Annotated in this window: 21 protein-coding genes; 12 read left to right on the top strand and 9 right to left on the bottom strand. The window is 65.4% G+C overall.

Annotated features, from left to right (window positions below; genetic code table 11):
- Nucleotides 1-3: 3 nt before the first annotated feature.
- Nucleotides 4-477 carry a DUF427 domain-containing protein gene (locus ADBZ9O_RS19870; RefSeq protein ID WP_526524653.1) on the bottom strand — a complete coding sequence of 158 codons (474 nt, stop codon included), beginning with the start codon at nt 475-477 and terminating at the stop codon, nt 4-6.
- Nucleotides 478-562: 85 nt separating this feature from the next.
- On the opposite strand from ADBZ9O_RS19870, the gene ADBZ9O_RS19865 reads away from it, so the two are divergent.
- From ADBZ9O_RS19865 to ADBZ9O_RS19840, 6 genes are all read left to right on the top strand, one after another.
- Nucleotides 563-1,003, top strand: coding sequence for a TM2 domain-containing protein (locus tag ADBZ9O_RS19865; protein WP_526524652.1), 441 nt, complete (start codon nt 563-565; stop codon nt 1,001-1,003).
- Nucleotides 993-1,409: a DUF2752 domain-containing protein gene (locus tag ADBZ9O_RS19860; protein ID WP_526533310.1), complete on the top strand. Its 417-nt coding sequence runs from the start codon at nt 993-995 to the stop codon at nt 1,407-1,409. Before ADBZ9O_RS19865 ends, ADBZ9O_RS19860 begins: the two co-directional genes overlap by 11 nt.
- 186 nt (nt 1,410-1,595) lie before the next feature.
- Nucleotides 1,596-6,179, top strand: a complete 4,584-nt coding sequence (gene gltB, locus ADBZ9O_RS19855) for a glutamate synthase large subunit (protein ID WP_526524651.1) — start codon at nt 1,596-1,598, stop codon at nt 6,177-6,179.
- Nucleotides 6,172-7,674 (top strand): glutamate synthase small subunit, encoded by a 1,503-nt coding sequence (gene gltD, locus ADBZ9O_RS19850; protein WP_526524650.1) that lies wholly within the window; start codon nt 6,172-6,174, stop codon nt 7,672-7,674. The genes gltB and gltD overlap by 8 nt, the downstream gene beginning before the upstream one ends.
- Before the next feature lie 67 nt (nt 7,675-7,741).
- The gene (gene pyk, locus ADBZ9O_RS19845; RefSeq protein ID WP_526524649.1) at nt 7,742-9,160 is read left to right on the top strand and encodes a pyruvate kinase; all 1,419 of its coding nucleotides are present in this window, start codon (nt 7,742-7,744) and stop codon (nt 9,158-9,160) included.
- A gap of 14 nt (nt 9,161-9,174) precedes the next feature.
- A complete protein-coding gene (locus ADBZ9O_RS19840; protein WP_526524648.1) occupies nt 9,175-10,047 on the top strand; it encodes an acyl-CoA thioesterase II in 873 nt (290 codons plus the stop codon).
- Here the strand turns inward: ADBZ9O_RS19840 and ADBZ9O_RS19835 are convergent.
- The 7 genes from ADBZ9O_RS19835 to ADBZ9O_RS19805 form a co-directional block, all read right to left on the bottom strand.
- Complete coding sequence (locus ADBZ9O_RS19835; RefSeq protein ID WP_526524647.1) at nt 10,044-10,490, bottom strand: DUF4190 domain-containing protein; 447 nt, start codon at nt 10,488-10,490, stop codon at nt 10,044-10,046. The two genes, ADBZ9O_RS19840 and ADBZ9O_RS19835, sit on opposite strands and share 4 nt — an antisense overlap.
- Before the next feature lie 114 nt (nt 10,491-10,604).
- Nucleotides 10,605-11,186 carry a DUF4190 domain-containing protein gene (locus ADBZ9O_RS19830; protein WP_526524646.1) on the bottom strand — a complete coding sequence of 194 codons (582 nt, stop codon included), beginning with the start codon at nt 11,184-11,186 and terminating at the stop codon, nt 10,605-10,607.
- Nucleotides 11,183-12,886: a thiol reductant ABC exporter subunit CydC gene (gene cydC / locus ADBZ9O_RS19825; RefSeq protein WP_526524645.1), complete on the bottom strand. Its 1,704-nt coding sequence runs from the start codon at nt 12,884-12,886 to the stop codon at nt 11,183-11,185. The genes ADBZ9O_RS19830 and cydC overlap by 4 nt, the downstream gene beginning before the upstream one ends.
- Nucleotides 12,873-14,492 (bottom strand): thiol reductant ABC exporter subunit CydD, encoded by a 1,620-nt coding sequence (cydD, locus tag ADBZ9O_RS19820; RefSeq protein ID WP_526533308.1) that lies wholly within the window; start codon nt 14,490-14,492, stop codon nt 12,873-12,875. The genes cydC and cydD overlap by 14 nt, the downstream gene beginning before the upstream one ends.
- 66 nt (nt 14,493-14,558) lie before the next feature.
- Nucleotides 14,559-15,629, bottom strand: a complete 1,071-nt coding sequence (gene cydB, locus ADBZ9O_RS19815; RefSeq protein WP_526524644.1) for a cytochrome d ubiquinol oxidase subunit II — start codon at nt 15,627-15,629, stop codon at nt 14,559-14,561.
- A gap of 34 nt (nt 15,630-15,663) precedes the next feature.
- Nucleotides 15,664-17,130 carry a cytochrome ubiquinol oxidase subunit I gene (locus ADBZ9O_RS19810; protein WP_526524643.1) on the bottom strand — a complete coding sequence of 489 codons (1,467 nt, stop codon included), beginning with the start codon at nt 17,128-17,130 and terminating at the stop codon, nt 15,664-15,666.
- Nucleotides 17,131-17,251: 121 nt separating this feature from the next.
- Complete coding sequence (locus ADBZ9O_RS19805; protein WP_526524642.1) at nt 17,252-17,869, bottom strand: HdeD family acid-resistance protein; 618 nt, start codon at nt 17,867-17,869, stop codon at nt 17,252-17,254.
- A gap of 212 nt (nt 17,870-18,081) precedes the next feature.
- Between ADBZ9O_RS19805 and ADBZ9O_RS19800 the strand changes: the two genes are divergently transcribed.
- From ADBZ9O_RS19800 to ADBZ9O_RS19790, 3 genes are read left to right on the top strand one after another with little or no spacing between them, the layout of a single operon-like run.
- Nucleotides 18,082-19,005 (top strand): ABC transporter substrate-binding protein, encoded by a 924-nt coding sequence (locus ADBZ9O_RS19800; RefSeq protein WP_526524641.1) that lies wholly within the window; start codon nt 18,082-18,084, stop codon nt 19,003-19,005.
- A gap of 15 nt (nt 19,006-19,020) precedes the next feature.
- On the top strand, nt 19,021-19,956 hold the full coding sequence (locus ADBZ9O_RS19795; RefSeq protein WP_526524640.1) for an amino acid ABC transporter permease: 936 nt from the start codon (nt 19,021-19,023) through the stop codon (nt 19,954-19,956).
- Nucleotides 19,957-19,985: 29 nt separating this feature from the next.
- On the top strand, nt 19,986-20,738 hold the full coding sequence (locus tag ADBZ9O_RS19790; RefSeq protein WP_526533306.1) for an amino acid ABC transporter ATP-binding protein: 753 nt from the start codon (nt 19,986-19,988) through the stop codon (nt 20,736-20,738).
- Here the strand turns inward: ADBZ9O_RS19790 and ADBZ9O_RS19785 are convergent.
- Nucleotides 20,721-22,016, bottom strand: coding sequence for an alpha/beta hydrolase (locus ADBZ9O_RS19785; protein WP_526524639.1), 1,296 nt, complete (start codon nt 22,014-22,016; stop codon nt 20,721-20,723). The two genes, ADBZ9O_RS19790 and ADBZ9O_RS19785, sit on opposite strands and share 18 nt — an antisense overlap.
- Here ADBZ9O_RS19785 and macS point away from each other — a divergent pair.
- The 3 genes from macS to ADBZ9O_RS19770 all read left to right on the top strand — a co-directional run bounded on the left by macS (nt 22,004) and on the right by ADBZ9O_RS19770 (nt 25,767).
- The gene (gene macS / locus ADBZ9O_RS19780; protein ID WP_526524638.1) at nt 22,004-23,161 is read left to right on the top strand and encodes a MacS family sensor histidine kinase; all 1,158 of its coding nucleotides are present in this window, start codon (nt 22,004-22,006) and stop codon (nt 23,159-23,161) included. The genes ADBZ9O_RS19785 and macS overlap by 13 nt on opposite strands.
- A 37-nt stretch (nt 23,162-23,198) precedes the next feature.
- Nucleotides 23,199-23,840, top strand: a complete 642-nt coding sequence (locus ADBZ9O_RS19775; RefSeq protein WP_526533304.1) for a response regulator — start codon at nt 23,199-23,201, stop codon at nt 23,838-23,840.
- 130 nt (nt 23,841-23,970) lie between these two features.
- Nucleotides 23,971-25,767: a DUF2339 domain-containing protein gene (locus ADBZ9O_RS19770; RefSeq protein WP_526524637.1), complete on the top strand. Its 1,797-nt coding sequence runs from the start codon at nt 23,971-23,973 to the stop codon at nt 25,765-25,767.
- The last annotated feature ends 27 nt before the right edge of the window (nt 25,768-25,794 follow it).

The raw sequence follows: 25,794 nt of genomic DNA, 5'->3' as shown, positions 1-25,794 counted from the left end.
GCGTCACCAACCGGCGGAGCCGGGTATGCCCTTGAATGGGCCGACCACCCAGCTCGTGATCCACCCGCCGTAGAAACCGCCGGGTTGCGGGACGACCGTCTCGCCGTTGACTGTGCAGCGATCGACCGCTGCCGTCATCACCGCAACGGCGCCGGCGAGATCGGTAAAACCGGGCGTCGGATTGAGGTAGGTCCACGCCGCCCGTGGGGCGGTCCGCTTCGCCGACACCACATCGAAGTAGCTGGCCGTGCCCTTCCACTCACACCACGATGACCCCGACGCCGGTCGCAGTACGCCCTCGGCGAACGCGTCCGCTGGCAGGTAATAGGTCGGAGGGTGGCTGGTCTCGAGGACACGAAAACCCCGCCGGGTGGATGCGACGACCTCCCCGCCCAGTTCCACTGTGATCGACCCCGTAAAAACCTCGAGGCGCGGCGGTCGCGGATAGTCCCAGACCGATTCGGTTGGCAGTGTCATGCCTCCAGCGTACGAACTTCACACGTGCGTCAATTTCATGCCCGAGCCTCAGCTGAACGGGAGCAAATTCTGGCATGCTGTGCCTATGACCGACCCGCAGTCCGGCTCGAACAGCAACGAAGGCTACCTGCCTCCGCCGCCGCCCTACGGCGCCGACTATCCGCCGCCGCCCGATGCGCAGTATCCGCCGCCCGGCGGCCAGTACCCTCCGCCAGGGCAGTACCCGCCGCCGCCCGGTGCGTACTACGACCCGAGCGCGCCGTTCGGTCGCCACCCCGTCACCGGTGAACCGCTGTCGGACAAGTCCAAAGTCATCGCGGGCTTGCTGCAGTTGATGGGCTTGTTCGGGCTCGTCGGCATCGGCCGGATCTACCTCGGATACACCGGTCTTGGTGTCGCTCAGCTACTTGTCGGCCTGGTCACATGCGGTATCGGCGCGGTCATCTGGGGCATCATCGACGCCGTCATGATGCTGACCGACAAGGTCCGCGATCCGCAGGGCCGTCCGCTGCGTGATGGAACCTAGCGCGGCACCGACGTCGACCCGGTTTGCGCGCCGTGCCGCGCTGGGAACCGGAGTCTTCTTCGCGGGGGCACTGACCTACATCGGTCTGGTCGACCCGCACCGGGAAGGATCGTTGTTCCCGCCGTGCCCGTTCAAATTGCTCACCGGCTGGAACTGCCCCGGGTGCGGCGGGCTGCGGATGACCCATGACCTGCTGCACGGTGACCTCGCAGCGGCCGTCGTCGACAACGTCTTTTTGCTCGTCGGTCTGCCCGCACTGCTGGTGTGGGTGCTGGTGCGCCTGCGTCAAGGGAAACGGGTGATGACCACGCCCGCCATGGCGGTGCTCGCCGTGCTTGCGATCACCTGGACCGTGGTCCGCAATCTGCCGGGCTTTCCGCTGGTCCCGACGCTTCTCGGCGGGTAGTCCCGCGGCCTCGCTGTTACACTCGACCATCGGTGGTGCGCACAATTGATCGAGTGCGCATTGCCATCGTCGGGCCGGTGCAGTCCCGGAATTCACACGTAGGACTGCGGCCGATTAGGGATCTGAGCGCCTCTCGCGCACACATATTTCTGGCACCGCAGGACAGGCTGCGGAGGTGCGTTGAACATGCTGTTTTCGGCGGTGCCAGAGGCTCAGGGTCTCTATGACCCGGCTCAGGAACATGATTCCTGCGGCGTGGCAATGGTCACCGACATCAAGGGCCGTCGCTCGCATTCCATTGTCTCGGATGGATTGATCGCACTCGAGCACCTCGAACATCGCGGCGCCGCCGGTGCCGAACCCAATAGCGGTGACGGCGCAGGCATTCTGCTGCAGCTGCCCGTTGAACTGCTGCGCGACGTGGTGGACTTCGAATTGCCCGCACCGGCCGCCGATGGCAGCAACGCTTTCGCCGCAGGTATCTGCTTTTTGCCGCAGGATCCGGCCGCGCGTGCGAGTGCGCAATCGCGGATCGAGGACATCGCCGCCGACGAAGGTATCGAGGTGCTGGGCTGGCGGCAGGTGCCTGTCGACCCGCAGGGTGCCGATATTGGCGCCACGGCACTGGGCTGCATGCCCTATATGGCGCAGTTGTTTGTCGCCGCTCCGGAACGCAAGGGTAGTCGGCTCGCCGGCATCGACCTGGACCGCAAGGTGTATCCGCTGCGCAAACGGGCCGGCCATGCCACCCCCGAAAGCCTGGCCGCAGGTACCGGGATCTACTTTGCGTCCCTGTCGTCGCGAACCATCACCTACAAGGGCATGCTGACGACGTTGCAGCTCCCCAGGTATTTCGAGGACCTGCGCGACGAGCGGTGCATGAGTGCGATCGCCATCGTGCACAGCCGGTTCTCCACCAATACGTTCCCGTCGTGGCCGCTGGCACACCCGTTCCGATTCGTCGCCCACAACGGGGAGATCAACACGGTGCGCGGCAACCGAAATCGGATGCACGCCCGCGAGGCCATGCTGGAAAGCGCCGTCATCGGTGGTGACCTGTCCCGTCTGTCGCCCATCTGCACGCCCGACGCGTCGGACTCGGCATCGTTTGATCAGACCCTGGAATTGCTGCACCTGGGCGGCCGCAGCCTGCCGCATGCGGTGATGATGATGATCCCGGAAGCGTGGGAGAACAACGCCACCCTGAGTCCGGCCCGGCGGGCGTTCTGCCAGTTCCACGCCTCGATCATGGAACCCTGGGACGGCCCGGCGTGTGTGACCTTCACCGACGGGACCGTGGTGGGGGCGGTGCTGGACCGCAACGGGCTGCGTCCCGGTCGGTGGTGGCGCACCATCGACGACCGGATCATCCTCGCCAGCGAGAGCGGTGTGCTCGACGTGCCGTCCGCCGAGGTCGTCGCCAAGGGCCGCCTCGAGCCAGGCAGAATGTTCCTTATCGATACCGCGGCAGGGCGGATCGTGTCCGACGACGAGGTCAAAGACGAACTGGCAGCGGCCCATCCGTATGCCGAGTGGCTGCACGCCGGTCTGGTCGATCTCACCACCTTGGCCGACCGTAGCCGGGTTCAGCCCAACCACGAATCGGTGGTGCGCCGCCAGATCTCGTTCGGCTACACCGAAGAAGATCTGCGCATCATGCTGACGCCGATGGCCGCCTCAGGTGGTGAGCCGCTCGGTTCCATGGGCACCGACACACCCACCGCGGTGCTCTCGCAGCGGTCCCGCCTTTTCTACGACTACTTCGTGGAACTCTTTGCCCAAGTGACCAATCCACCTCTGGACGCCATTCGCGAGGAGATCGTCACCTCGATGGCCCGGGTGATGGGACCCGAGCAGAACCTGCTGGCGCCGACGGCGGCGTCGTGTCGCCAGATCATGCTGCCCTGGCCGGTGCTCGATAACGACGAGCTGAACAAGATCGTCCACATCAACGATGACAGCGAGCATCCGGGTCTGAGGTCCACGGTGCTACGGGCGCTCTATGACGTCGAACGTGGCGGTGAGGGCCTGGCCGATGCGATCGACGAACTGCGGATGCGGGCATCGGAGGCCATCGCGAAAGGTGCTCGTACGCTGGTGATCTCGGACCGCGATTCCGATCACACCAGGGCACCGATCCCGTCCCTGCTGGCCGTTTCCGCGGTACACCACCATCTGGTCCGCACCAAGGAACGCACCACGGTGGCGTTGGTCGTCGAGAGCGGCGATGCCCGCGAGGTCCATCACATCGCGCTGCTCATCGGCTACGGTGCGGCCGCGGTCAACCCGTATCTGGCGTTCGAGTCGATCGAGGATCTGATCCGCGAGGGTGAACTCACCGGCATCGAAACCGCCACGGCCGTGCGCAATTACCTCAAGGCACTCGGCAAGGGTGTGATGAAGGTGATGAGCAAGATGGGTATTTCCACCGTCGGCTCTTACACCGCCGCGCAGGCGTTCGAGGCCATCGGTCTGGACAAGGCCGTGGTGGACGAATACCTGACCGGAACTGTCAGCCAGCTCGGCGGGGTGGGTCTCGACGTGATCGCCGAGGAAGTCAAACTGCGGCACCGTCGGGCCTATCCGGAGAACCCGACCGAGCGGGTGCACCGACGGCTCGAGGTGGGCGGCGAATACCAGTTCCGGCGGGAAGGTGAGCTGCACCTGTTCACACCGGAAACGGTCTTCCTACTTCAGCATTCGACCCGAACCGGACGCCACGAGGTATTCGCCAAGTACTCCGAGGAGGTCGACCGCCTCGCTCGCGAGGGCGGTGCGTTGCGCGGATTGTTCTCGTTCAAGACCGGGCTGCGTCCGCCGGTGCCGTTGGAGGATGTCGAGTCCGTCGAATCGATCTGCGCCCGGTTCAACACCGGCGCGATGAGCTACGGGTCGATCTCTGCCGAAGCCCACGAGACGATGGCGATCGCGATGAACAATCTCGGCGGTCGCTCGAATTCCGGTGAGGGCGGCGAAGATGTGGACCGACTCTACGATCCGCGCCGCCGCAGCGCCGTCAAGCAGGTGGCCTCGGGCCGGTTCGGGGTGACCAGCGACTACCTGGTGAACGCGTCTGATATCCAGATCAAGATGGCCCAGGGGGCCAAACCGGGTGAGGGCGGCCAGTTGCCCGGCTACAAGGTGTATCCGAATATCGCCAAGACGCGGCATTCGACGCCAGGCGTGGGACTGATCTCTCCACCGCCGCACCACGATATCTACTCGATCGAGGATCTGGCTCAGCTGATCCACGATCTGAAGAACGCCAACGCCGCCGCCCGGATCCACGTCAAACTGGTCAGTTCGGTGGGCGTCGGGACGGTCGCGGCCGGGGTGTCGAAAGCCCATGCCGACGTCGTGCTGATCAGTGGCTACGACGGCGGTACCGGCGCAGCGCCGCTGACGTCACTCAAGCATGCGGGTGCGCCTTGGGAAATCGGTCTGGCCGATACCCAACAGACATTGGTACTCAACGGTTTACGTGATCGGATCACCGTGCAGTGCGATGGCGGGATGCGCACTGCCAGGGATGTGATCGTGGCCGCACTGCTCGGTGCTGAGGAGTTCGGTTTCGCCACCGCGCCCCTGATCGTGTCGGGCTGCATCATGATGCGCGTCTGCCATCTCGATACCTGCCCGGTTGGCGTGGCCACCCAGAATCCCGAGCTGCGGGCAAGGTTCAACGGAAAACCGGAGTTCGTGGAGAACTTCTTCCGGTTTATCGCCGAAGACGTCCGGAAGTATCTGGCGGAGTTGGGTTTCCGCAGTATCGACGAAGCAGTCGGCCATGCCGAGACCCTCGACACCGCAGCTGGGGTCGCGCACTGGAAGAGCAAGGGGCTGGACCTGAGCCCGATCTTCCGGGCGCCGACCGACGCGCACGGCGCCACGTTGACCCAACGTCGCCGGGTCCGCGACCAGAACCACGGGCTGGAATTCGCGCTCGACAACACGCTCATCGCGCTGGCCGAGGGTGCGCTGGAAGACGCGCACAAGGTGGTCCTGGAGCTGCCGGTGCGCAACGTCAACCGCACTGTCGGCACCCTGTTGGGTTCGGAGGTGACCCGCCGCTACGGTGCTGCGGGGCTGCCGTCGGACACCATCACCGTCAAGCTGACCGGCTCGGCGGGACAGTCGCTCGGCGCGTTCCTGCCACCAGGTATCACCCTCGATCTGCTCGGTGACGCCAATGACTATGTCGGCAAGGGACTTTCCGGTGGTCGGATCATCGTGCGGCCACCCGATGACGTGTTGTTCCTGCCGGAGGACAACGTGATCGCCGGCAACACGTTGATGTACGGTGCCACCTCCGGTGAGGTGTTCCTGCGCGGCCGGGTGGGGGAGCGGTTCTGCGCCCGCAACTCCGGTGCGCTCGCCGTGACCGAGGGCGTCGGTGATCACGCGTGTGAGTACATGACGGGCGGGCGCGTGGTGGTGCTCGGCGAGACCGGCCGCAACATGGCGGCCGGGATGTCCGGCGGTATCGCCTACGTGCTGGGGCTCGACCCAGCGAAGGTGAACCCAGCGATGGTGGAGTTGCAGCACCTCGAACCCGAGGATCTGGCCTGGTTGCGTGAGGTGATAGCCAGGCATGCGCAATACACCGGGAGCACGGTCGCGTCCTCGGTATTGGCCGATTGGCCAAGGCGCAGTGCACAATTCACCAAAATCATGCCCACCGACTATCAGCGGGTGCTGCAAGCCACCCGGATGGCCAGGGCCGAAGGGCGCGATGTGGAAACGGCGATTATGGAGGCGACTCGTGGCTGACCCCCAGGGATTTCTGCAGGTCGCGAGGGTCGAGGCGGTCAAGCGTCCGGTCGACGAACGTGTCGGCGACTGGCGTGAGGTCTACGAGAGCCAGGATCCCCATCAGCGGGCCGGCGAGGTCAGCCAGCAGGCTCGTCGCTGCATGGATTGCGGGATTCCGTTCTGTCACTCGGGAACCGCAGGGTGCCCGCTGGGAAATCTGATCCCGGAGTGGAACGACCTGGTCCGTCGGGGCCGTTGGGATGCCGCAAGCGATCGACTGCACGCCACCAACAACTTTCCGGAGTTCACCGGCCGGCTCTGCCCGGCACCGTGTGAGGCCGCCTGTGTGTTGTCGATCGGAGAAGAGCAGACCGGCGGCAGTGTGACGATCAAGCGTATCGAGCAGGAGATCGTCGACCGGGCCTGGCTGGATGGCAGCATCGAACCTCAACCCGCGGCCATCTCGACGGGTAAGGGCGTCGCGATCGTCGGATCGGGGCCGGCCGGACTCGCTGCGGCACAACAACTCACCCGCGCGGGCCACCATGTGACCGTGTACGAGCGTGACGACCGGTTGGGGGGTCTGCTGCGCTACGGTATCCCGGAATACAAGCTGGAAAAGGCCACGCTGAATCAGCGGTTGACCCAGATGCGCGCGGAGGGCACACGTTTCGTCACCGACTGTGAAGTCGGCGTCGACCTGTCCGTTGAAGAACTGCGCAGCCGTTTCGACGCGGTCGTCCTGGCCGTCGGCGCGCTGCGCGGCCGGGACAACGACGTGGAAGGTCGTCACCTCAATGGGGTGCACCTGGCCATGGAGCATCTGGTTCCAGCAAACAAAGAATGTGAGGGCGACGGGCCCTCGCCGATCTCCGCCGCGGGCAAACATGTGGTGATCATCGGCGGCGGTGACACCGGGGCGGACTGCCTGGGCACGGCGCATCGTCAGGGTGCGGCATCGGTGACGCAGCTGGACTACAACCCGGAACCACCCGAACAGCGCGATGCGGACCGCTCACCGTGGCCGACGTGGCCGTTGGTGCTGCGCATGTCCCCGGCCCACGCAGAGGGCGGAATGCGCCGCTACGAGGTCGCCGTACAGCGTTTTATCGGCGATGACGACGGCAACCTCACAGCAATGGAAATCGCCGAAGTCCGGGTCAGTCGGGACGCGGACGGGCGGCGCTCCATCGAGCCCGTCGGGCAGTCCCTTGAGGTGCCGTGCGACCTGGCGCTGCTCGCCATCGGCTTCGAAGGCGTGGAGCAGATGGCGTTGCTCGACGGGCTCGGGCTGACGCTCAACGGCCGCGGCGCCCTGGCGTGCGGGTCGGATTGGCAGACCGCCTCACCTGGGGTTTTCGTCTGCGGTGACGCCCATCGGGGCGCCTCGTTGGTGGTCTGGGCCATCGCCGAGGGCCGTGCCGCCGCCCATGGGGTCGACACTTTCCTGATGGGGGAGTCCGACCTGCCGGAGCCGGTTCGACCCTCCGCATTGCCGCTAGCTGTTGTTTAGGTGACGGGATTGCCAACTCATCTGTATCGGTCGAGAAGCACAGTAAGCGCGACTATGCTGACTCGTCGTGAGTAGACGCGGGAAGATCGTTTGTACGCTCGGACCGGCCACGGGAACCGATGAGTCCGTCAGGGCACTTGTCGAAGCCGGATGCGATGTGGCCCGCCTGAATTTCAGCCACGGCGACTATGCCGACCATGAGGCCGCCTATAAGCGGGTTCGGGCTGCCTCCGACGTGACGGGCCGCGCTGTCGGCATCATGGCGGACTTGCAGGGACCCAAGATCCGGCTGGGCCGGTTCGCGGACGGACCGACGGTCTGGGCCAACGGCGAAACCATCCGGATCACCGTGGAGGACTTCCTCGGCAACCACGACCGGGTCTCCACCACCTACAAGCGGTTATCGCAGGATGCGGCACCCGGTGACCGGGTCCTCGTCGATGACGGCAACGTCGGTCTGGTAGTCGAACATATCGACGGTGACGACGTGGTCTGCACCGTCACCGAAGGCGGCAAGGTCAGCAATAACAAGGGTATGTCGCTGCCGGGGATGAATGTGTCCGCCCCGCCGCTGTCCGAAAAGGACATCGAAGACCTGGAATTCGCGCTGCGACTCGGTGTCGATCTGGTGGCGTTGTCATTCGTGAGGTCGCCGGCCGATATCGAGCTGGTCCACGAGGTGATGGACCGCGTCGGTCGTCGGGTGCCGGTGATCGCCAAGCTGGAAAAACCGGAAGCCATCGACAACCTCGAGGCGATCGTGCTGGCGTTCGACGCGATCATGGTGGCCCGCGGTGATCTCGGTGTCGAGCTGCCGCTCGAAGAGGTGCCGCTGGTACAGAAGCGCGCCATTCAGATCGCTCGGGAGAACGCCAAACCGGTCATCGTCGCCACGCAGATGCTGGAGTCGATGATCGAGAACTCCCGGCCCACCCGGGCGGAGGCCTCCGACGTGGCCAACGCCGTGCTCGACGGGGCCGATGCGGTGATGCTCTCCGGTGAGACCTCGGTGGGCAAATACGCCCTGGAGGCGGTGCGGACGATGGCCCGCATCGTGTCCGCCGTCGAAGAGAACTCGACGGCCGCACCCCCCTTGACCCATGTGCCCCGCACCAAGCGCGGCGTCATCTCGTATGCGGCCCGCGATATCGGCGAACGTCTTGATGCCAAGGCGCTGGTGGCGTTCACCCAGTCCGGTGACACCGTCAAACGCCTGGCCCGGTTGCACACCCCACTGCCGCTCCTGGCATTCACCGCGCGTCCCGAAGTCCGCAGCCAGCTGGCGCTGACCTGGGGGACCGAGACGTTCATCGTCCCCCACATCGAGACCACCGACGGGATGATCCGCCAGGTCGATCAGTCCCTGCTCGACCTGGGCCGATACAAGCGTGGTGACCTGGTGGTCATCGTCGCCGGCGCCCCGCCTGGCACAGTAGGGTCGACCAACCTGATCCACGTACACCGGATCGGCGAGGACGACCACTAACCTCAGGAGCCTTTTTGCCAGTCAGCGACTTCGACCAGCTACTGGCAGTTCTGGATCTCCGCACGACCGGTGACGACACGTTCGTCGGCAGCCATCCGAGCAAGAATCCGGTCCGGACGTTCGGTGGCCAGATGACGGCGCAGGCCTTCGTCGCGGCCGGCCGAACGGTCAGCCAGGGCCTGCCGCCCAGTGCGCTGTCCATGCATTTCATCGCCGGTGGTGATCCGAGCCAGGATCTCGAATTCACCGTGGTGCGGCTGCGGGATGAGCGCCGCTTCGCCAACCGGCGCGTCGACATCACCCAGGGCGGCGCGCTACTCGGGTCGGCGCTGATCTCGTATGTGTCCGCGGGCAAGGGGCTCGAGCACGGGATCGACGCGCCCGACGTGCCCCGCCCGGAGGTCCTGCCGACAATCGGTGACCTGTTGGCGGGCTACGAGGACAAGGTGCCGCATTTCGCCGAGGCGTTGCGGCCCATCGAGTGGCGCTACACCAACGATCCGGCCTGGGTGATGCGTGACAAGGGTGAGCAGCTGGCGCACAACCGGGTGTGGATGAAGACGCTGGGACCGATGCCCGCCGACCCGGTTCTGCACCAGGCGGCTCTGGTGTATTCCTCGGACACCACGGTGTTGGACTCGATCATCACCACCCACGGCTTGTCATGGGGGTGGGACCGGATCTTTGCGGTGTCGATCAACCACTCGGTGTGGTTCCACCGGCCATTCCGGTTCGACGAGTGGGTGCTCTACTCGACGACGTCCCCGGTGGCCGCGGAATCCCGAGGTTTGGGCACCGGGCACTTCTTCGACGCGGCGGGCCAGTTGGTCGCCACGGTTGTGCAGGAAGGCATCGTCAAGCACTTCCCCGGCCTGGAGAAAAACTAGCCGCCCGCAGGCACCGGGACATTCACAAAGAACGGCATATCGTCGTGGAACTGCTGCTGGCACTGGTCCGTCGCAGCGGTGTCGTCACCGGCGGAGGTCAGGCACGGCATCAGACCGTCGGGTTTGAACATGCCCCACAGGGCGACGCCGATGATGATCAGAGTCAAGGCGATGCCGAGCATCCCGAACCAGATGCCCGTTCGAGCCGCCCCGCCATTGGTCGCTTCACCGCGTTTGAAGAGCCGTCGGCCTTTTACGCCGAGAATGATCGCGATGATGCCGAACGGTAGGGCACCCCACGTCGTGAAGATGGTCAGTACCGAGAAAGCTCCGCACACCGCGGCCCAGGTGCCCATCCCGTTTCGCGCAGGCGGCTGCGAAGGCGGGTACTGACTGGGTTGCGGCGGATACGGCTGGCCGACAGGCCCTGGCGATTGCGTCATTGCTGTACCCCCGACAGATACGTAGCAGTGTTAATTCGCCGACATGCTATTTCGCGAGCGTGCGTCACAGATGGGAATGGACAATGTTTGGGTTGACTCGCGCTACGGCTGCGACTACGGGGTGGGCGTCAGCGTGATGCTGAACTGGTTCTCCAGATTTCCGCGGAATTCGTCTTCGCACTGGGCCTGCGCTGAGGTGTCGTTACCGGCGGACTGCATGCAGTCGACGTAATCGCGACCGCCGATCTTGAAGAAGCCCCACACTCCGAACGCGATGACGCATGCGCTGAGGATGATGCCAAGGACGCCGAGGACGACGCCGGCGATCGCGATGCCACCGTTGGTCGCTTCACCGCTCTTGGCGCGACGGTAGCCGACGAAGCCGAGGACAACCGCGGCGATGCCGAGCAGAAAACCGCCGAACACCGTCAGCGCTGCTGGCAGCGACAGGATCGCGGTGATCAGTGCGGCGATACCCAAACCGTTCTTGGGGGCGGCCGGCGGTGGCGTGTATCCGGCATAGGGCTGGGGCGGCGGCGGTGGGTAATACCCGGCCTGAGGTGGATAAGGCGGCGGGTACTGCGGGGGCTGACCCTGGGGATAGCCGCCGGGCGCACCAGGATAGGGCGGTGGCGGATTCTGCGGTGGCCCCGCGGGTGTTCCGGGCTGGCTGGAGGATTCAGGCGTTTCAGTCATGGCGTGCGCTCCAGATCAGGTTGCGGTGGACGAGACCCGCTGCCAGAGTACCTGGCTACCGCCATTTCCAGTCGAGGACATCCGATGTCGTCAGCCAGATGATGTGTTGCCACGACCACGGTTCGGTCCGTGGCGAGCAGTCCACCATCTGTGGTGAGTAACTCGCGCAGGAGTGCATCGGCATCGGTCGCGGACAGGTGTTCCGTCGGTTCGTCGAGCAGCAGTACCGGTGCGCGACATAACAACACCCGCGCCAGTAGCAGCCTGCGCCGCTGTCCGGCCGAGAGTGCCGACGCACCGCCGACCAGCACGGTGGACAGATTCTCCGGTAATGCACTCAACCAGTCGCCGAGGCCGACGCGGGCCAGCGCTTCGGTTAGTTCGACATCGGTGCAGTCACCGCGAACCACTAGCAAGTTATCGCGGACCGTCGTGGCGAAGATATGTGCGTCTTCGGCGAAATAAGCTATCCGGGAACGTAATTCGCGCTCCGAGACCGATCCGATCGGCACCCCGCCGACGGTGAGCGCACCCGATATCGGCGGCAACAGACCGGCCAACGTCATCAGCAGGGTCGTTTTGCCGGACCCGCTCGGGCCGGTAATTGCCAGCCGGGCACCCGGATTCAGGGCGAGGCTGACCGCGACGCCTGCGTTCGCGCCGGAGTGACCGGACCGCAACTCGGTGCTGCGTACGCGGCAATCCGCTGGCACCGCAGCCGGCACCACAGGTGTCGGGTCGGTGGTTGGGCCGGTGAGGCCGAGTAGTCGGCGGGCAGCGATCCGTGACCGGGTCAGCTGGATCGCAGCCGCGGGAAGGGGGCCCGTCGCCTCGAAGGAGGACAGCGGTAACAGCATCAGGATGGCCAGCGTGGTCGCGGCGACCGACCCCGAGATACCGATCCCGATGACGACCGCGCCGAGCACGCTGGCACCGATTGCCGCGGTCGGCACCGCCGCCCCGTAGGCGCCGGGTATCGCAGCTGTGTCGACCGCCTTGGCCCAGTCTTCTTGGCGCTGAGCCGATTCGGCGATGATCGCGGGCAGTCGACCACTGACGCGCAATTCGGGAGCGTGTTCTAATGCCAGCATGGCGGCGATATCCCGGTCGCTGTGGTGGGTCCGTGCGAGTTCCTCCTGCGCGGTGGCCCCGCGGGCCGCCAGCCACGGTGCCACTACCCCCGCGATCAACAGGCAGGCGGCCAGCACCGCGGCGGCAGGCAGTGAGATCACCGCGATCACACCGACCGCGGCCGCCGCAAGCACGGCGGCCACCGCGATCGGTAGGACCGCGCGCACCAGCGCATCGGCGAGTTCGTCGACATCGGATCCAACCCGGCCGACCAGCTCACCGGCGTGCAGTCGGGCGGTGACATCGACGGGGCCACGGGCGAGTTGGTGGTAGATGCCGGTTCGAGCCGAGCCTGCGGCCCGCAACGCGGTGTCATGGGAGGCGAGACGTTCGCAGTAGTGCAGCACGCCGCGAGAGATGCCGAACGCACGGACGGCGACCACGGCCACCGACAGGTCCAGAATCGGCGGCATCTGCCAGGCCCTGGTGATCAGCCACGCCGAAACACCGGCCAGGGCCAATGCACTGGCCAATGACAGCACGCCGAACCCGATGGCAAGCAGCAGTCGGGGCAGTCGCGGTCGCAGCAGTGGCAACGCCCGCAGCAGCGGGTCCTCAGACCGACGCATGGCTCGTCACCTCGACGATCTGGTCACCGATGGCGAGGACCGGCGCGCGGTGCCCGACGATGATGACGGTCGCACCCCGTCGCGCCCGCAGCGCTATCGCCGCAAGGGCACCTGCCTCGGTCTGGGCATCCAGATGGGCGGTCGGCTCATCGAGGAGCAGCACCGGCGCGGGGGAGCCCAGCGCCCTGGCCAGACCAAGTCGCTGGCGCTGCCCCAACGACAGGCCGACGCCGCCGCGACCCAGCTCGGTTCGCAGCCCATTCGGCAAACTGCTCAGTACCTCATCGAAACCCGATGCAGCACAGGCAGATTCGAGATCATCCAGTTCGCCGAACAGGGACAGGTTCTCGGCAACCGTTCCTGGGATGAGTACCGGCCGCTGCGCCAACCACGACACCTGACGCCACCACGCCTGCGGTTCCAGGTCGGTGATAGCGACGTCACCGATGGTGACCCGGCCTGCGGTGGGTGCCGTCAACCCGGCAATAACCTGCAACGTGGTGGACTTGCCTGCCCCGTTGGCGCCGGTGAGGACGGTGACGGCGCCGGGCGGACACTCGGCGGTCAGGTGGTGGGGGGCCGGCCCGTCGCGACCGTCGACGCTGAGGTGCTCGATCAGGATCGTCTTACCCGTTGCGGAGACAGTCGCGGTGCCCTGCGTCGGGGTGGCCGCGGTGTCGATCAAGGTGAAGGCCTTGTCCGCGGCCGACTTACCGTCCTGGGCGGCGTGGAATTCGACGCCGACCCGGCGCAGCGGCCAGAACACCTCAGGGGCCAGCAGCAGCGCGGTCAACCCGCTTTCCAGGGAGATCTCGCCATAGACCAGCCGAAGCCCGACGCTGACGGCCACCAGTGCGACACCGAGCGTCGCCACCAGTTCGAGGACGAGGGTGGACAGGAACGCCACGCGCAGCGTCGCCATCGCCGAACGACGATGCGCCGCACTGAGATCAGCAATGCGGTCACCCGGCCCTTCGGCCCTACCGAGGGCTCGCAGGGTGGGGATGCCCGCGATGAGGTCCAGTAGCCGGGCCTGCAGTGTCGTCATCGCGGCCAGTGCTGCCGCAGAGCGCTCTGCGGTGGCCAGCCCGATCAGCACCATGAACACCGGGATGAGCGGCAGTGCGATCACCACCGTGATGGCGGCCTGCAGGTCGTAAAGCGCGATCACCACTACGGCGGCGGGAGTCAGGATCGCAGCGAGAAACAGCGCGGGCAGATAGGCAGTGAAGTACGGCCGCAGCCCGTCGAGCCCGCGCAGCACCACAAACGCGGCGTCATCGCGTTGCTGAGCGAGCTGCCGGGGCTCTGCCGATGTCACCGACCGGAGCACCTGACCGCCGAGGTCGGCGATCGTCGCGCTGGCACCGCGCTGGCTGAGCCGGACCTGAACAAATTGCGCGGCGACGCGAATCGCCCACAACCCGAACAGGATCAGCAGCCACGAGGTCCAGTGCGCCAGCGTTCGGGTGGCCGGATCGGTGATGACTCCGGCAACGATGTGCGCCAGCACCACCGCCGATGCGATCGCGGCACCGGAGATGACGACACCGCAGCAGACGGAGGCAATGAGGAAGCGCCGGACCGCGGCTGATGCCCGCCACAGGCGGGGATCGAGCGGCGCGCGGCTGGTACTCACGGCACGTGCCTCACCTGTCGTCGCCGCTCCTCCTCATCGCTCGTGCCTCACTGTCGTCGCCGCCGGGGACAGGCCGATGGAATCCGGGATCCGATCTGCCGAGATGCGCTGGCGGAACACCCAGTACGTCCACGCCTGGTAGATGATCACCAGCGGAGCGAAGATGACGGCGGCCCAGGTCATGATCTTGAGCGTGTACGGGCTCGACGACGCGTTGTGGATCGTCAGGCTCCACTCCGGGTTCAGCGTGGAGGGCACCAGATTCGGATACAGGTCACCGAACAACAGTGTGATGACGGCGACCACCACCGCCGTCGTGGCCACGAACGCCCAGCCGTCTCGGGTACCGCCCCGCAGCAGTGCCACCGCTGCCAGCTGCGCGACGACCGCCAGGCCGAGCACAGCCCACGTCCACGGTTTGCCGTAGGCCAGTTGCGTCCAGATACCGAAGACGGCAACCAGGGTGGTCACCGGCAGTGACAACCAGGTCGCGATCCGCAGCGCGTCGTCGCGGACCTCGCCCGATGATTTCAGCGCGAGGAACGCGGCGCCGTGCAACATGAACAGCCCACCCGTGGCCAGCCCGCCCAACAGGGTGTACGGGTTGATCAGATCGGTGAAGGCCAGATCGACCTGCTTATCGGCGTCGACGGGCAGGCCGCGGACCAGGGTCGCGAAGGCCACGCCCCACAGAATGGCGGGTAGCCAGGACCCGATTGCGATCCCGGTATCGGCCCAGGACCGCCACTTCGGATCGTTGATCTTGCCGCGCCATTCGATCGCGACGATGCGCACGATCATCGCGAACAGGATCACCAGCAGCGGTAGGTACAGCGTGGAGAAGACGGTCGCATACCAGTCGGGGAATGCCGCGAACATGGCGCCACCTGCGGTGATCAACCAGACCTCGTTACCGTCCCAGACCGGGCCGATGGTGTTCAACACCGCCCGCCTGCGCCGCTCGACATTCTCTTCTCCGCCGCTGCGGCCCAGGCGTCCGATCGGTTCCATCAACATGCCCACCCCGAAATCGAAACCTTCGAGGATGAAAAAGCCGAGGAACAGCACTGCCACGAGGATGAACCAGAACTCTTGAAGCCCCATCGCGATCAGCTCCTTTCACGTGGCTAGTTCGGCCCTAATAAGCAAACGAGAGTGGTTTGACGTCGTCTTCGCCGGGTGGTGCCGGCGGTGCGGGTTCGGAATCGTGTTCCAACGGGCCTTCGACGACGTAACGCCTCATCAGGTAGAACCAGATGACCGCCAGTGCCGCATAGGTCAGCGTGAACGTGATCAGGGAAAACAGCACCAGGCCCGCGGAATTATGGGAAACGCCGTCCTGCACGGTGAGTCGGATCGCCTGGTCACCGGTCGGGTTGGGGACCACGACCCACGGTTGTCGGCCCATCTCGGTGAAAACCCAACCGGCGCTGTTGGCCAGGAACGGAGTCGGGATGGTCAGCAGCGCGAACCAGGCGAACCATTTCTGGTCTGGCAGCCGGCCGCGGCGGGTCAGCCACAACGCGACCATCGCGAACAGCACCGGGATGAGCAGCAAGCCGATCATCGCGCGGAAGGCCCAGTAGGTCACGAACAGGTTGGGCCGGTAGTCACCGGGGCCGAACTTCTGTTCGGCTTGCGCTTGCAGATCCTTGACGCCTTGCAACGTGACGCCGGAGAACTTGCCCTCGGCCAGGAAGGGCAGCACATAGGGCACCTCGATGAGGTGGGTGACGCTATCGCAGTTGTTGTGGGTGCCGACGGTCAGGATCGAGAATTTCGGATCAAGTTCGGTGTGGCACAACGACTCCGCCGAGGCCATTTTCATCGGCTGCTGCTGGAACATCAGCTTGCCCTGGGCATCGCCGGTGAGGAACAGGCCGCCCGCCGCGATCAGCGCCACCCAGCAGCCGAGAATCGTTGCCGGCCGATACAAGGCGCGCGCGTCACCCTCGGCGGCCTCAGTGCCCGCGTTGCGAGAGCGCACCATCCACCACGCGGAGACGGCGGCGACGAAAGCACCCGCGGTCAGGAAGGCGCCGGCCACCGCATGCGAGAAGGCCGAAATGCCAGTGTTGTTGGTAAACAGCGCCATGATGCTGGTCAGCTCGGCCCGGCCGGTCTTCGGGTTGTATACCGCGCCGACCGGGTGCTGCATGAACGAGTTCGCACTGATGATGAAGAACGCGGAGGCGTTCACCGCGATCGCGACGATCCAGATGCAGGCCAGGTGCAGCAGTCGCGGTAACCGGGTCCAGCCGAAGATCCACAATCCGATGAAGGTGGACTCGAAGAAGAAGGCGACCAGACCTTCCATTGCCAGCGGGGCGCCGAAGATATCGCCGACAAACCGGGAGTACTCACTCCAGTTCATCCCGAATTGGAACTCCTGCACGATGCCGGTGGCGACGCCGATGGCGAAGTTGATCAAGAAGAGCTTCCCGAAGAACTTCGTCAGCCGATACCAGGCGGGGTTCCCGGTGGCCACCCACACCGTCTGCATGATCGCGATCAGCGGGGCGAGGCCGATCGTGAGTGGAACGAAGATGAAGTGGTAAACGGTGGTGATACCGAACTGCCAGCGCGACACATCGAGCGCATTCATCGTGCGTCATCTCCCGGGGCTGCGGGTCGAGTCGTGAGGACTCCACTACGACAGAGTGTAGTAGTAATGCTGTGGGTCGTCACTAGGGACTTTGTGCCCCGGCCCGGGTGACTTTGTGTCGCTACTCCGCTGCGGTTGTCTCCGCAGTCGCCGGAGCTGCTGCCGGCGGGGGATTGAGCGCCTCGCTGATGTCCTTGGAGGCTTTCCGGATGCCGAAGGCTGCGACGACCTCGAAGATGCCGATCACGATCAGCCAAGCACCGACGACGATCGCCAGTGTGGTGATCGATTCGAACGGCGACGACAGCATCACGATGCCCGCGGCCAGGCTGATCAGGCCGATGAAGATCTCCCAGGCGCGGCCGGGCAGCGTCGGGTCGCTGATCGCCGATACCGCCGTTGCGACGCCGCGGAAGATGAAGCCGATGCCGATCCAGATCGCCAGCAGCAGAATCGACTCCGCCAGGCTGCGGAAGCACAGGATCGCCAGCACCAGCGACGCAGCACCGCTGATGAACAGCAACACCCGACCACCGGCAGAGACGTGCAGGCTGAACGCGAAAATGACCTGTGTGATTCCGGTGATGAGCAGGTGGGCGCCAAAGAAGATGGCGGCGATCAGAAGCGTCTTGCCGGGCCACGCGAGGACGGCGGCGCCCAGAAGGACGGCCAGCAATCCCGAGGCCAGTGCCGACTTCCATAAGTGCGGCAACATGCTTGGAGTAGCAGTGGTTTCCATGCGCGCAGTGTGACACACCGCCCTTGGCCATTGGGACATTTGGCAGCACCGCCGCGGTGACGTGCCGACGTGCCAAAGAACTGAGAATGTCCTGTGGCGCGTCGGCGGTGTCGTTAATGTCTCGTTACCGGCAATGCGCGCTGGGCCCATGGTCGTTAACGTCAGCGCCTGAACAGACGGAAGACGGCCCGAAGCAGAAAGAAGAACACAACGTGGTAGCTGGAAGTCAGAACCGTCGAGCGAGATCACACCTGTGGCGCGGTGCCCTGGTACTTGCCGTATCCGGCGCACTTGCGCTGTCGGGGTGTACCAAGAACGAGGACAGCTCCGGTCCCGTGAAGGAGACCACCGCAGCGACGGCCGCCAAGGTCGACGACATCGCCAACACTGTGCCCGAGGACATCAAGAGCTCCGGCAAGTTGATCGTCGGGGTGAACGTGCCCTACACGCCGAACGAGTTCAAGGACCCCAGCGGCAAGATCGTCGGCTTCGACGTCGACCTGATGAACGCGATCGCCAGCACCCTCGGCCTGACCGCCGACTACCGGGAGGCGGATTTCGACAAGATCATCCCGTCCATCCAGGGTGATGCGTTCAACGTCGGGATGTCCTCGTTCACCGACACCAAGGAACGCGAGCAGACCGTCGACTTCGTCACCTACTTCTCGGCCGGGTCGCTGTGGGCCAAGCCTGCGGGCTCTGACATCACACCGGACACCGCCTGCGGCAAGAAGGTCGCGGTCCAGTCCACCACCACCCAGGAGACCGACGAACTGCCTGCACGGAGCAAGACCTGCACCGATGCCGGTAAGCCCGCGATCGAGATCCTGAAGTTCGACGGGCAGGATCAGGCCACCAACGCGGTCGTCCTGGGCCAGGCCGATGCGATGTCGGCGGATTCCCCGGTCACCCTCTATGCGATCAAGCAGTCCAACGGCAAGCTCGAGCAGTCGGGTGAGACCTTCGATTCGGCGCCCTACGGTTGGCCGGTGAAGAAGGGATCCGCACTGGCGGCGTCGCTGCAGAAAGCCCTCGAGCATCTGATCGAGACCGGTGACTACAAGACCATCGCGACCAACTGGGGCGTCGAGGCCGGCATGATCGACAAGCCGGTCATCAACGGCGCAACCAGCTGATAGCCGGATTGACTTATGAGCGTTGATGTTTCGCCGCCATCCACTAGCCCCGCCGAAGCTCCCGCCGCTATCGACGCGGTGCCGCTAAGGCACCCTTGGCGGTGGGTGGCGGCGATCGTCATCCTCATCCTGGCCGGGCTGTTCATTTACGGCGCGGCCACCAACGAGGCATACGGCTGGAGCACGTTCGGCAAGTACATCACCGACGAACGCATCGTCAAGGGTGTCTGGATCACCATCCAGTTGACCGTCTTCTCCATGATCTTGGCCGTCGTCATGGCGGTGATCCTCGCGGTCATGCGGTTATCGCCCAACCCGGTGTTCCGGTCGGTGTCCTGGGTCTACCTGTGGGTCTTCCGCGGCACACCGGTGTACGTGCAGTTGGTCTTCTGGGGCCTGCTCCCGGTGATCTACAAGAACCTCCAACTGGGCATCCCGTTCGGCCCGACGTTCTTCGAGTTGAACATCCAGAACCTGTCGATGTACTTCCTGCTGGCAGTGCTGGGTCTGGGGTTCAACGAGGCGGCGTATCTGGCGGAGATCATCCGCGCCGGTATCAGCTCGGTGCCGGAAGGCCAGAGCGAGGCGTCCACCGCGCTGGGCATGTCCTGGTTGCTGACCATGCGGCGCACCGTGTTACCGCAGGCGATGCGGGTGATCATCCCGCCGACCGGTAACGAGTTCATCAGCCAGCTCAAGACCACATCGCTGGTGACAGCGGTGCCCCTGACGATCGATTTGTATGGGCAGCAACGCAACATCTCCGCGGTGATCTTCCAGCCGGTACCCATGCTGCTGGTCGCCGCCGCCTGGTACCTGCTGATCACCAGCATTCTGATGGTCGGCCAGTTCTATCTGGAGCGGTACTTCTCTCGCGGGGTCTCCCGCAAGCTGACCGATAAACAACTTGAGGCGCTGGCCAAGGCGCAGTTGAGGACGGGCAACATATGACCGCGGCTTCGGAGGCGGCGAACACGCCGATGGTGAAAGCCGAGAGCGTATGCAAGAACTTCGGCGCCCTGCGGGTGCTCAAGGGTGTGACGCTGGAGATCGGCAAGGGTCAGGTGCTGGTCCTGGTCGGCCCGTCGGGCTCCGGTAAGTCGACGTTCCTGCGGTGCATCAACCACCTCGAACAGGTCAATGCGGGCCGTCTCTATGTCGACGGCGAACTGATCGGGTACACCGAACGTGCCGGCAAGCTGCACGAAATGGCACCCCGCGTGGCGGCCAAGCAGCGTCGCGAGATCGGCATGGTGTTCCAGCATTTCAACCTGTTCCCGCACCGCACTGCGCTGGCCAACATCGTCGAGGCGCCCATTCAGGTCAAGGGCGTCAAGAAAGCCGCGGCGATCGAGCGGGCGAAGGACCTGCTGGACCAGGTCGGGTTGTCGGACAAGGCAACTGCCTATCCAGCCCAGCTCTCCGGTGGTCAGCAGCAGCGAGTCGCCATCGCGCGGGCGTTGGCGATGAGCCCCAAGCTGATGTTGTTCGACGAGCCCACCTCAGCACTGGACCCCGAGCTGGTCGGTGAGGTGCTCGGGGTGATGAAAAAGCTGGCCAGCGAGGGTATGACGATGGTGGTGGTCACTCACGAGATGGGCTTCGCCCGTGAGGTCGCCGACCAGTTGGTCTTCATGGACGGCGGTGTGATCGTCGAGAGCGGAAAGCCGCGCGAGGTGCTCAGCAACCCGCAGGAAGAACGCACCAAACTGTTCCTATCGAAGGTGATGTAACCGGGATTTCGCGTACACCTCGGCCAGGAACTTCTCCACTGCGACCGCTGAGTGCGCCGCCCTGGGTGAGCCGAAGATGTCGAAAGCGTGTTGGGCATAGGGCAATTCGGCGTACACCACCGGCTGGGTACTGACCTCCCGTAACCGTTGGGCGAAACTGCGCCCCTGTTCGACGGGGATCAGCGAGTCGTTGGTTCCGTGCAGGATGAAAAACGGTGGGGCGCCGGGATTGACGTAATTGATCGGCGACGCCGATTGGTAGGCGTCCGGAGAATCGCGGCGCCGCTGTTTGAGCACATACTTGGCCAGCATCGGCACCATCAGCGGGTGCAGTGAGGTGTCCCGTCTGGTGAAGTCGTAGACGCCGTAGAACGGCACCGCCGCCTGCACGCTGGTATCGACATCGGTGAAACCTGGTTGGAATTCCGGCAGATTCGGGGTCAAAGCGGCAAGCGATGACAGGTGTCCACCGGCCGAACCGCCGGTGATCGCGATCCAGTCCGGGTCACCGCCGTATTCGGCGATATGTTCCTTGATCCAGGCGATCGCGCGTTTGACGTCGACGATGTGGTCGGGCCAGGTGGCCCGCGGACTGAGTCGGTAGTTGATCGAGACGCACACCCAGCCCAGCTCGGCGAGATGACTCATCAGCGGATGCGCTTGTCCGCGTTTACTTCCCAGCATCCAGGCGCCGCCGGGAACTTCGAGAAGGACTGGTGCGCGACCATCTCGGTCCAGATCGGGCCGACGCCAGATGTCGAGCAGATTCTTCCTGCCGAATTCGCCGTAGGGCACGTCGCTGTCGTGGGCGTAATCCCGGTAGATCCGCAACATCCGGACCACGCCGGGTCGTTTGGCGGTGGCACCCATTGGTGCTGGGCTCTTCCAGATATCACCAGTTTCGGTGCGACGGTCGGCGCCCAACCCGGCGTCCAGCGCCTGCGTCAGCGGCTTGTCGGCGCGTCGCCCGGCGCGGTAGAGCCCGAGCAGACCCAACCAGGACAGCCCCGACAGCAGCCACGCGGCGCGGCCCGTTCGACGGTCCAGCCCCGGTGATACCGCGGCCAGTGCGGCGGCTTCACCGGCCAGCATCTGCAGCGGCAACTCGGAGGCGAACACCCCGTAGGTGAAGGCGTACAACGAGGGATATCCACGCTTGGTCAACGGCCGGAATCCGTTCGCGGCCAATGCGGCGCTGACGACGGCGATGAGTACGGCGGCGATTTGCTTCAAACGCTTCACACAAATCACCCTATGCTGAGCAGATGCCGGCGCCATCCGATGCGGCCTCGGATCCAAGCGAGCCGTTGTGGCGCGCAGCGCAGGTCTTTCGTCTGCTCAGCTTTGTCTACGCTCTCGGATTCCAGATCGTCAGCAGTGACGAGTTGACGCGCCCCATGCTCGGCTGGCTGCTGTTCGGCGTGCTGTCGGTGTGGACGCTGACGTGCGCTGTCGCCTATCTGCAGGGTTTTGGCCGCAGGCCCGGCTGGGTGATCGCGGAGGTGATCGTGGTCGCCGGGCTGATGTTGTGCACCACATTCGTGGCATCCGATCAGTGGTTGGCTGACAACCAGTCGTTGCCGACGACGTTGTGGGCCACCAACGCCACGATCTCGGCGGCGATCCTGCGCGGACCGATTGCGGGCATGCTCGCCGGGGTCGTGGTGATTGCGGCATCTGCGACGGTGAAGGGTTACGTCAGCATCGATCTGGCCCGCAACGCCACCATTGTCATCGAACTCGCCGTGGGGCTGGCCATCGGAATGGCGGCCCAGACCGCCCGTCGGGCCCATGCCGAACTGCAACGAGCGGCCTTGTTATCGGCGTCGGTGGCAGAGCGAGAGCGCCTGGCCCGTCAGGTGCACGACGGTGTCATCCAGGTGCTCGCCCTGGTTTCCAAGCGTGGTAGGGAAATCGGCGGGCCGACAACAGAACTGGCTGATCTGGCGAGCCAGCAGGAGAGCGCGCTACGTCGCCTGGTCAGCGCGGAGGACGTCCGCCACGACGATCACCCGGCGTTGGTGGACATCCGCGTCGGGCTCAGCAGGCAGGCGGGCGAGCGGGTGGTGGTCAGCGTGCCCGCCACTCCGGTGCTGTTGGACTTCGCGGTGGCAACGGAATTGGAGTCAGCCGCCGTCAACGCCTTGGCCAACGTCCGGGCCCACGCCGGGCCCACGGCGACGGCGTACGTCCTGGTCGAAGACCTCGGGGACACCGTGACCGTCAGCATCCGTGATGACGGGGTGGGTATCGCACCGGGGCGCCTTGAGCAGGCATCGGGTGAGGGACGGGTCGGAATCTCGAAGTCGATCATCGGCCGCCTGCACGCAGTGTCCGGGACGGCGGAACTCACCACCGAGCCCGACGGCGGTACCGAATGGGAACTGACCGTGCCCAGAGCCAAGAGGAGGAGCCGTGGGTGATGCCGAGCCGACGCTGGCCGACCACAAGCTGACCGTGATGGTGGTCGATGACCACCCGATCTGGCGCGATGCGGTCGCCCGTGATCTTGCCGATGACGGTTTCACGGTGGTGGCGACGGCCGATGGCGTGGCGTCGGCGCGTCGACGGGCGGCGGTGGTGGCGCCCGATGTCGTGCTGATGGATATGCACCTGGTCGACGGTGACGGCGCCCAGGCCACCGCCGACGTCCTGGAGGTATCGCCTGCCAGCCGGGTTCTGGTGCTATCGGCCTCCGGTGAACGCGACGATGTTCTCCAGGCGGTCAAGGCAGGCGCCACCGGCTATCTGGTCAAAAGTGCGTCGCGCACCGAACTCGCCGAGGCCGTTCGCGCGACCGCAGCAGGCCGGGCGGTGTTCACTCCTGGCCTGGCCGGCCTGGTGTTGGGGGAGTACCGCCGCATTGCGCAGCACCCCGAGACTCAGACCTCGGCACCGATCCCCACCCTGACCGACCGTGAGACCGAGGTGCTGCGTCACGTGGCCAAGGGGCTCACGGCCAAGCAGATCGCCACCAAGCTCTCAGTCAGTCACCGCACTGTCGAGAACCATGTGCAGGCGACGTTTCGCAAGCTGCAGGTGGCCAACCGGGTGGAACTGGCGCGCTACGCCATCGAGCACGGCCTCGACAAAGAGCCGTAGCGAGCCATCTCGTCGAGCGTGAATCTCACGACGCCGCCGGCCTGGTTTCCGTCGTGACGTTCACTCTCGGGGCCAGAGTCGGGTAGTCCTACTCATCCCTGCGGGCGTCGATCGCGACACGATGGCAGTTATGACCGACCCACATCAGGCTGCCCTTCTTCGGCTCTCCGAGGAGTTCACCGCGATGTCACACCAGTTGGCCCGGGTGGCAACACAACTCAACGAGCTGGAACGGACACTGCCGACAGCGCATCCTGCGCAGCCGCCTGCCGCTACCTACTACGCACCACCGCCCGCTGCCTACTACCCGCAATATCCGCCCCCGCCGCTCCCACCCAAACCGCCCAAGCCGCCCAAACCGCCCACGCCCTCACTCGCCGCGCGCATCAGCGGTGCCGCCGAACGGGGGCTGATCAGCAAGCTGCTGGCCGTCGCCGGGGTGGCTGTCACCCTCATCGGTGTGGTCCTGTTGGTGGTACTGGCGGCGCAGGCTGGGATTCTGCGTCCCGAGATCCGGGTCGGCGCGGGCGCGCTGCTATCCGCCGGGCTGGTGGGGGTCGCCGCCTGGCTGAACCGCAGGCCCGGCGGGCGCATCGGTGCCATCGCGTTGGCCGCCACCGGAATCGCCGCCGCGTACATCGACGTCATCGCCGTCACCACCATTTACGGCTGGATCGCTCCGGCGCTCAGTCTGATCATCGCTTCGGCGATCGGCGGCGGTGGTTTGGTGCTGGCCCGCCGGTGGGACTCCCAGCATCTCGGTCTGTTGGTATTCGTTCCGCTGATCGTCCTGGCGCCGATCGTCACCGACGGGATCACGCTCACGCTCATCGCGTACATGCTCGCGCTGTCGGTGGCCGCACTGCCCGTGCAACTCGGGAAGGATTGGGTCTGGTTGCACGCCGCGCGCACTGTTTCGGTGACTGCACCGCTGTTGCTGGCCCTGCTGATCAATCGCGTCGTGACCGGCGATGATCCGTCGCTGCTCGGCGGTGCGTGCGCCGTCGCGGCTGCGCTCGCGATTGTCGGCGCGCTGATTCTGCTGCCCTCGATCACGCAGCGGGTCGCGATGGCCTTGCTGACCGTGGCTGGTGTGTTGCCCGCGTTGGCGATTGGGATGGCTGCGGGCAGGCTGCTGTCCGCGCTGCTGGCCGCCTCGGTCGCGGCCGCCATGCTGGCGATCGTCGTGACCGGCCGGGTTCCCGGGGTCACCGGGGTGGTGCGTCAGATCTGGTCGGCGTTATCCGCGGTATCGGCGCTCATCGCGGTGACGGTCGCCTTCGACGGGCTGATCGCCGGCCCGGTGCTGTTGGCAATGGCAGTGGTGGTCACCATCGCGGGCCGATCCGATAGGACGGCACGCTGGGCGGCCGTCGGCTTCGGGGTCGTCGGGGCTGGGTTCTTCCTCGGCCAGGCCCCGCCGGTGTTCCTGCTGCATCCGACCGTGCAGTCCGCATCCGTTGCCATCTCCACGTTGGCCGCGAGTGTATTGGCGGTGGCGGTGGCCAGCACCATCGCATGGTCATGGGCGCCTGCCAAAGACGCTGCACCAGGAGCTATTCGGCTGCTGTGGGCGGGTGTCGTCGCGGTAACTGCCTACTGCGTGACGACCTTCACGGTCACCGCCGGGGTGCTCGTGGCGGGCCAGGATGGCGGTTTCCTCGCCGGGCACATGGCGGCGACAATCTGTTGGATCGCGATTGCGGCCGGTTTGTTCGTCTACGCCCTGCGCGTGCAGAACCGTGACGCCCGTACGGCCCCGATCGCCGGCGGGCTGGCGTTGACCGCGGCCGCCACCGCCAAGCTCTTTCTCTTCGACTTGGGCACTCTCGATGGCATCTTCCGTGTGGTGGCCTTCATCGTCGTCGGTCTGGCCTTGCTGGGAATGGGCTCCGGTTATGCCCGCAGCCTCAGTTCCAGCTCGTAGTGGCCGAACGGATTCTGTCGCTACGAT

This window comes from Mycobacterium sp., assembly GCF_965229105.1.
Lineage (GTDB): Bacteria > Actinomycetota > Actinomycetes > Mycobacteriales > Mycobacteriaceae > Mycobacterium.
Note: the sequence above shows the minus strand (reverse complement) of the source record. Positions and strands in the feature narration are given on the sequence as shown.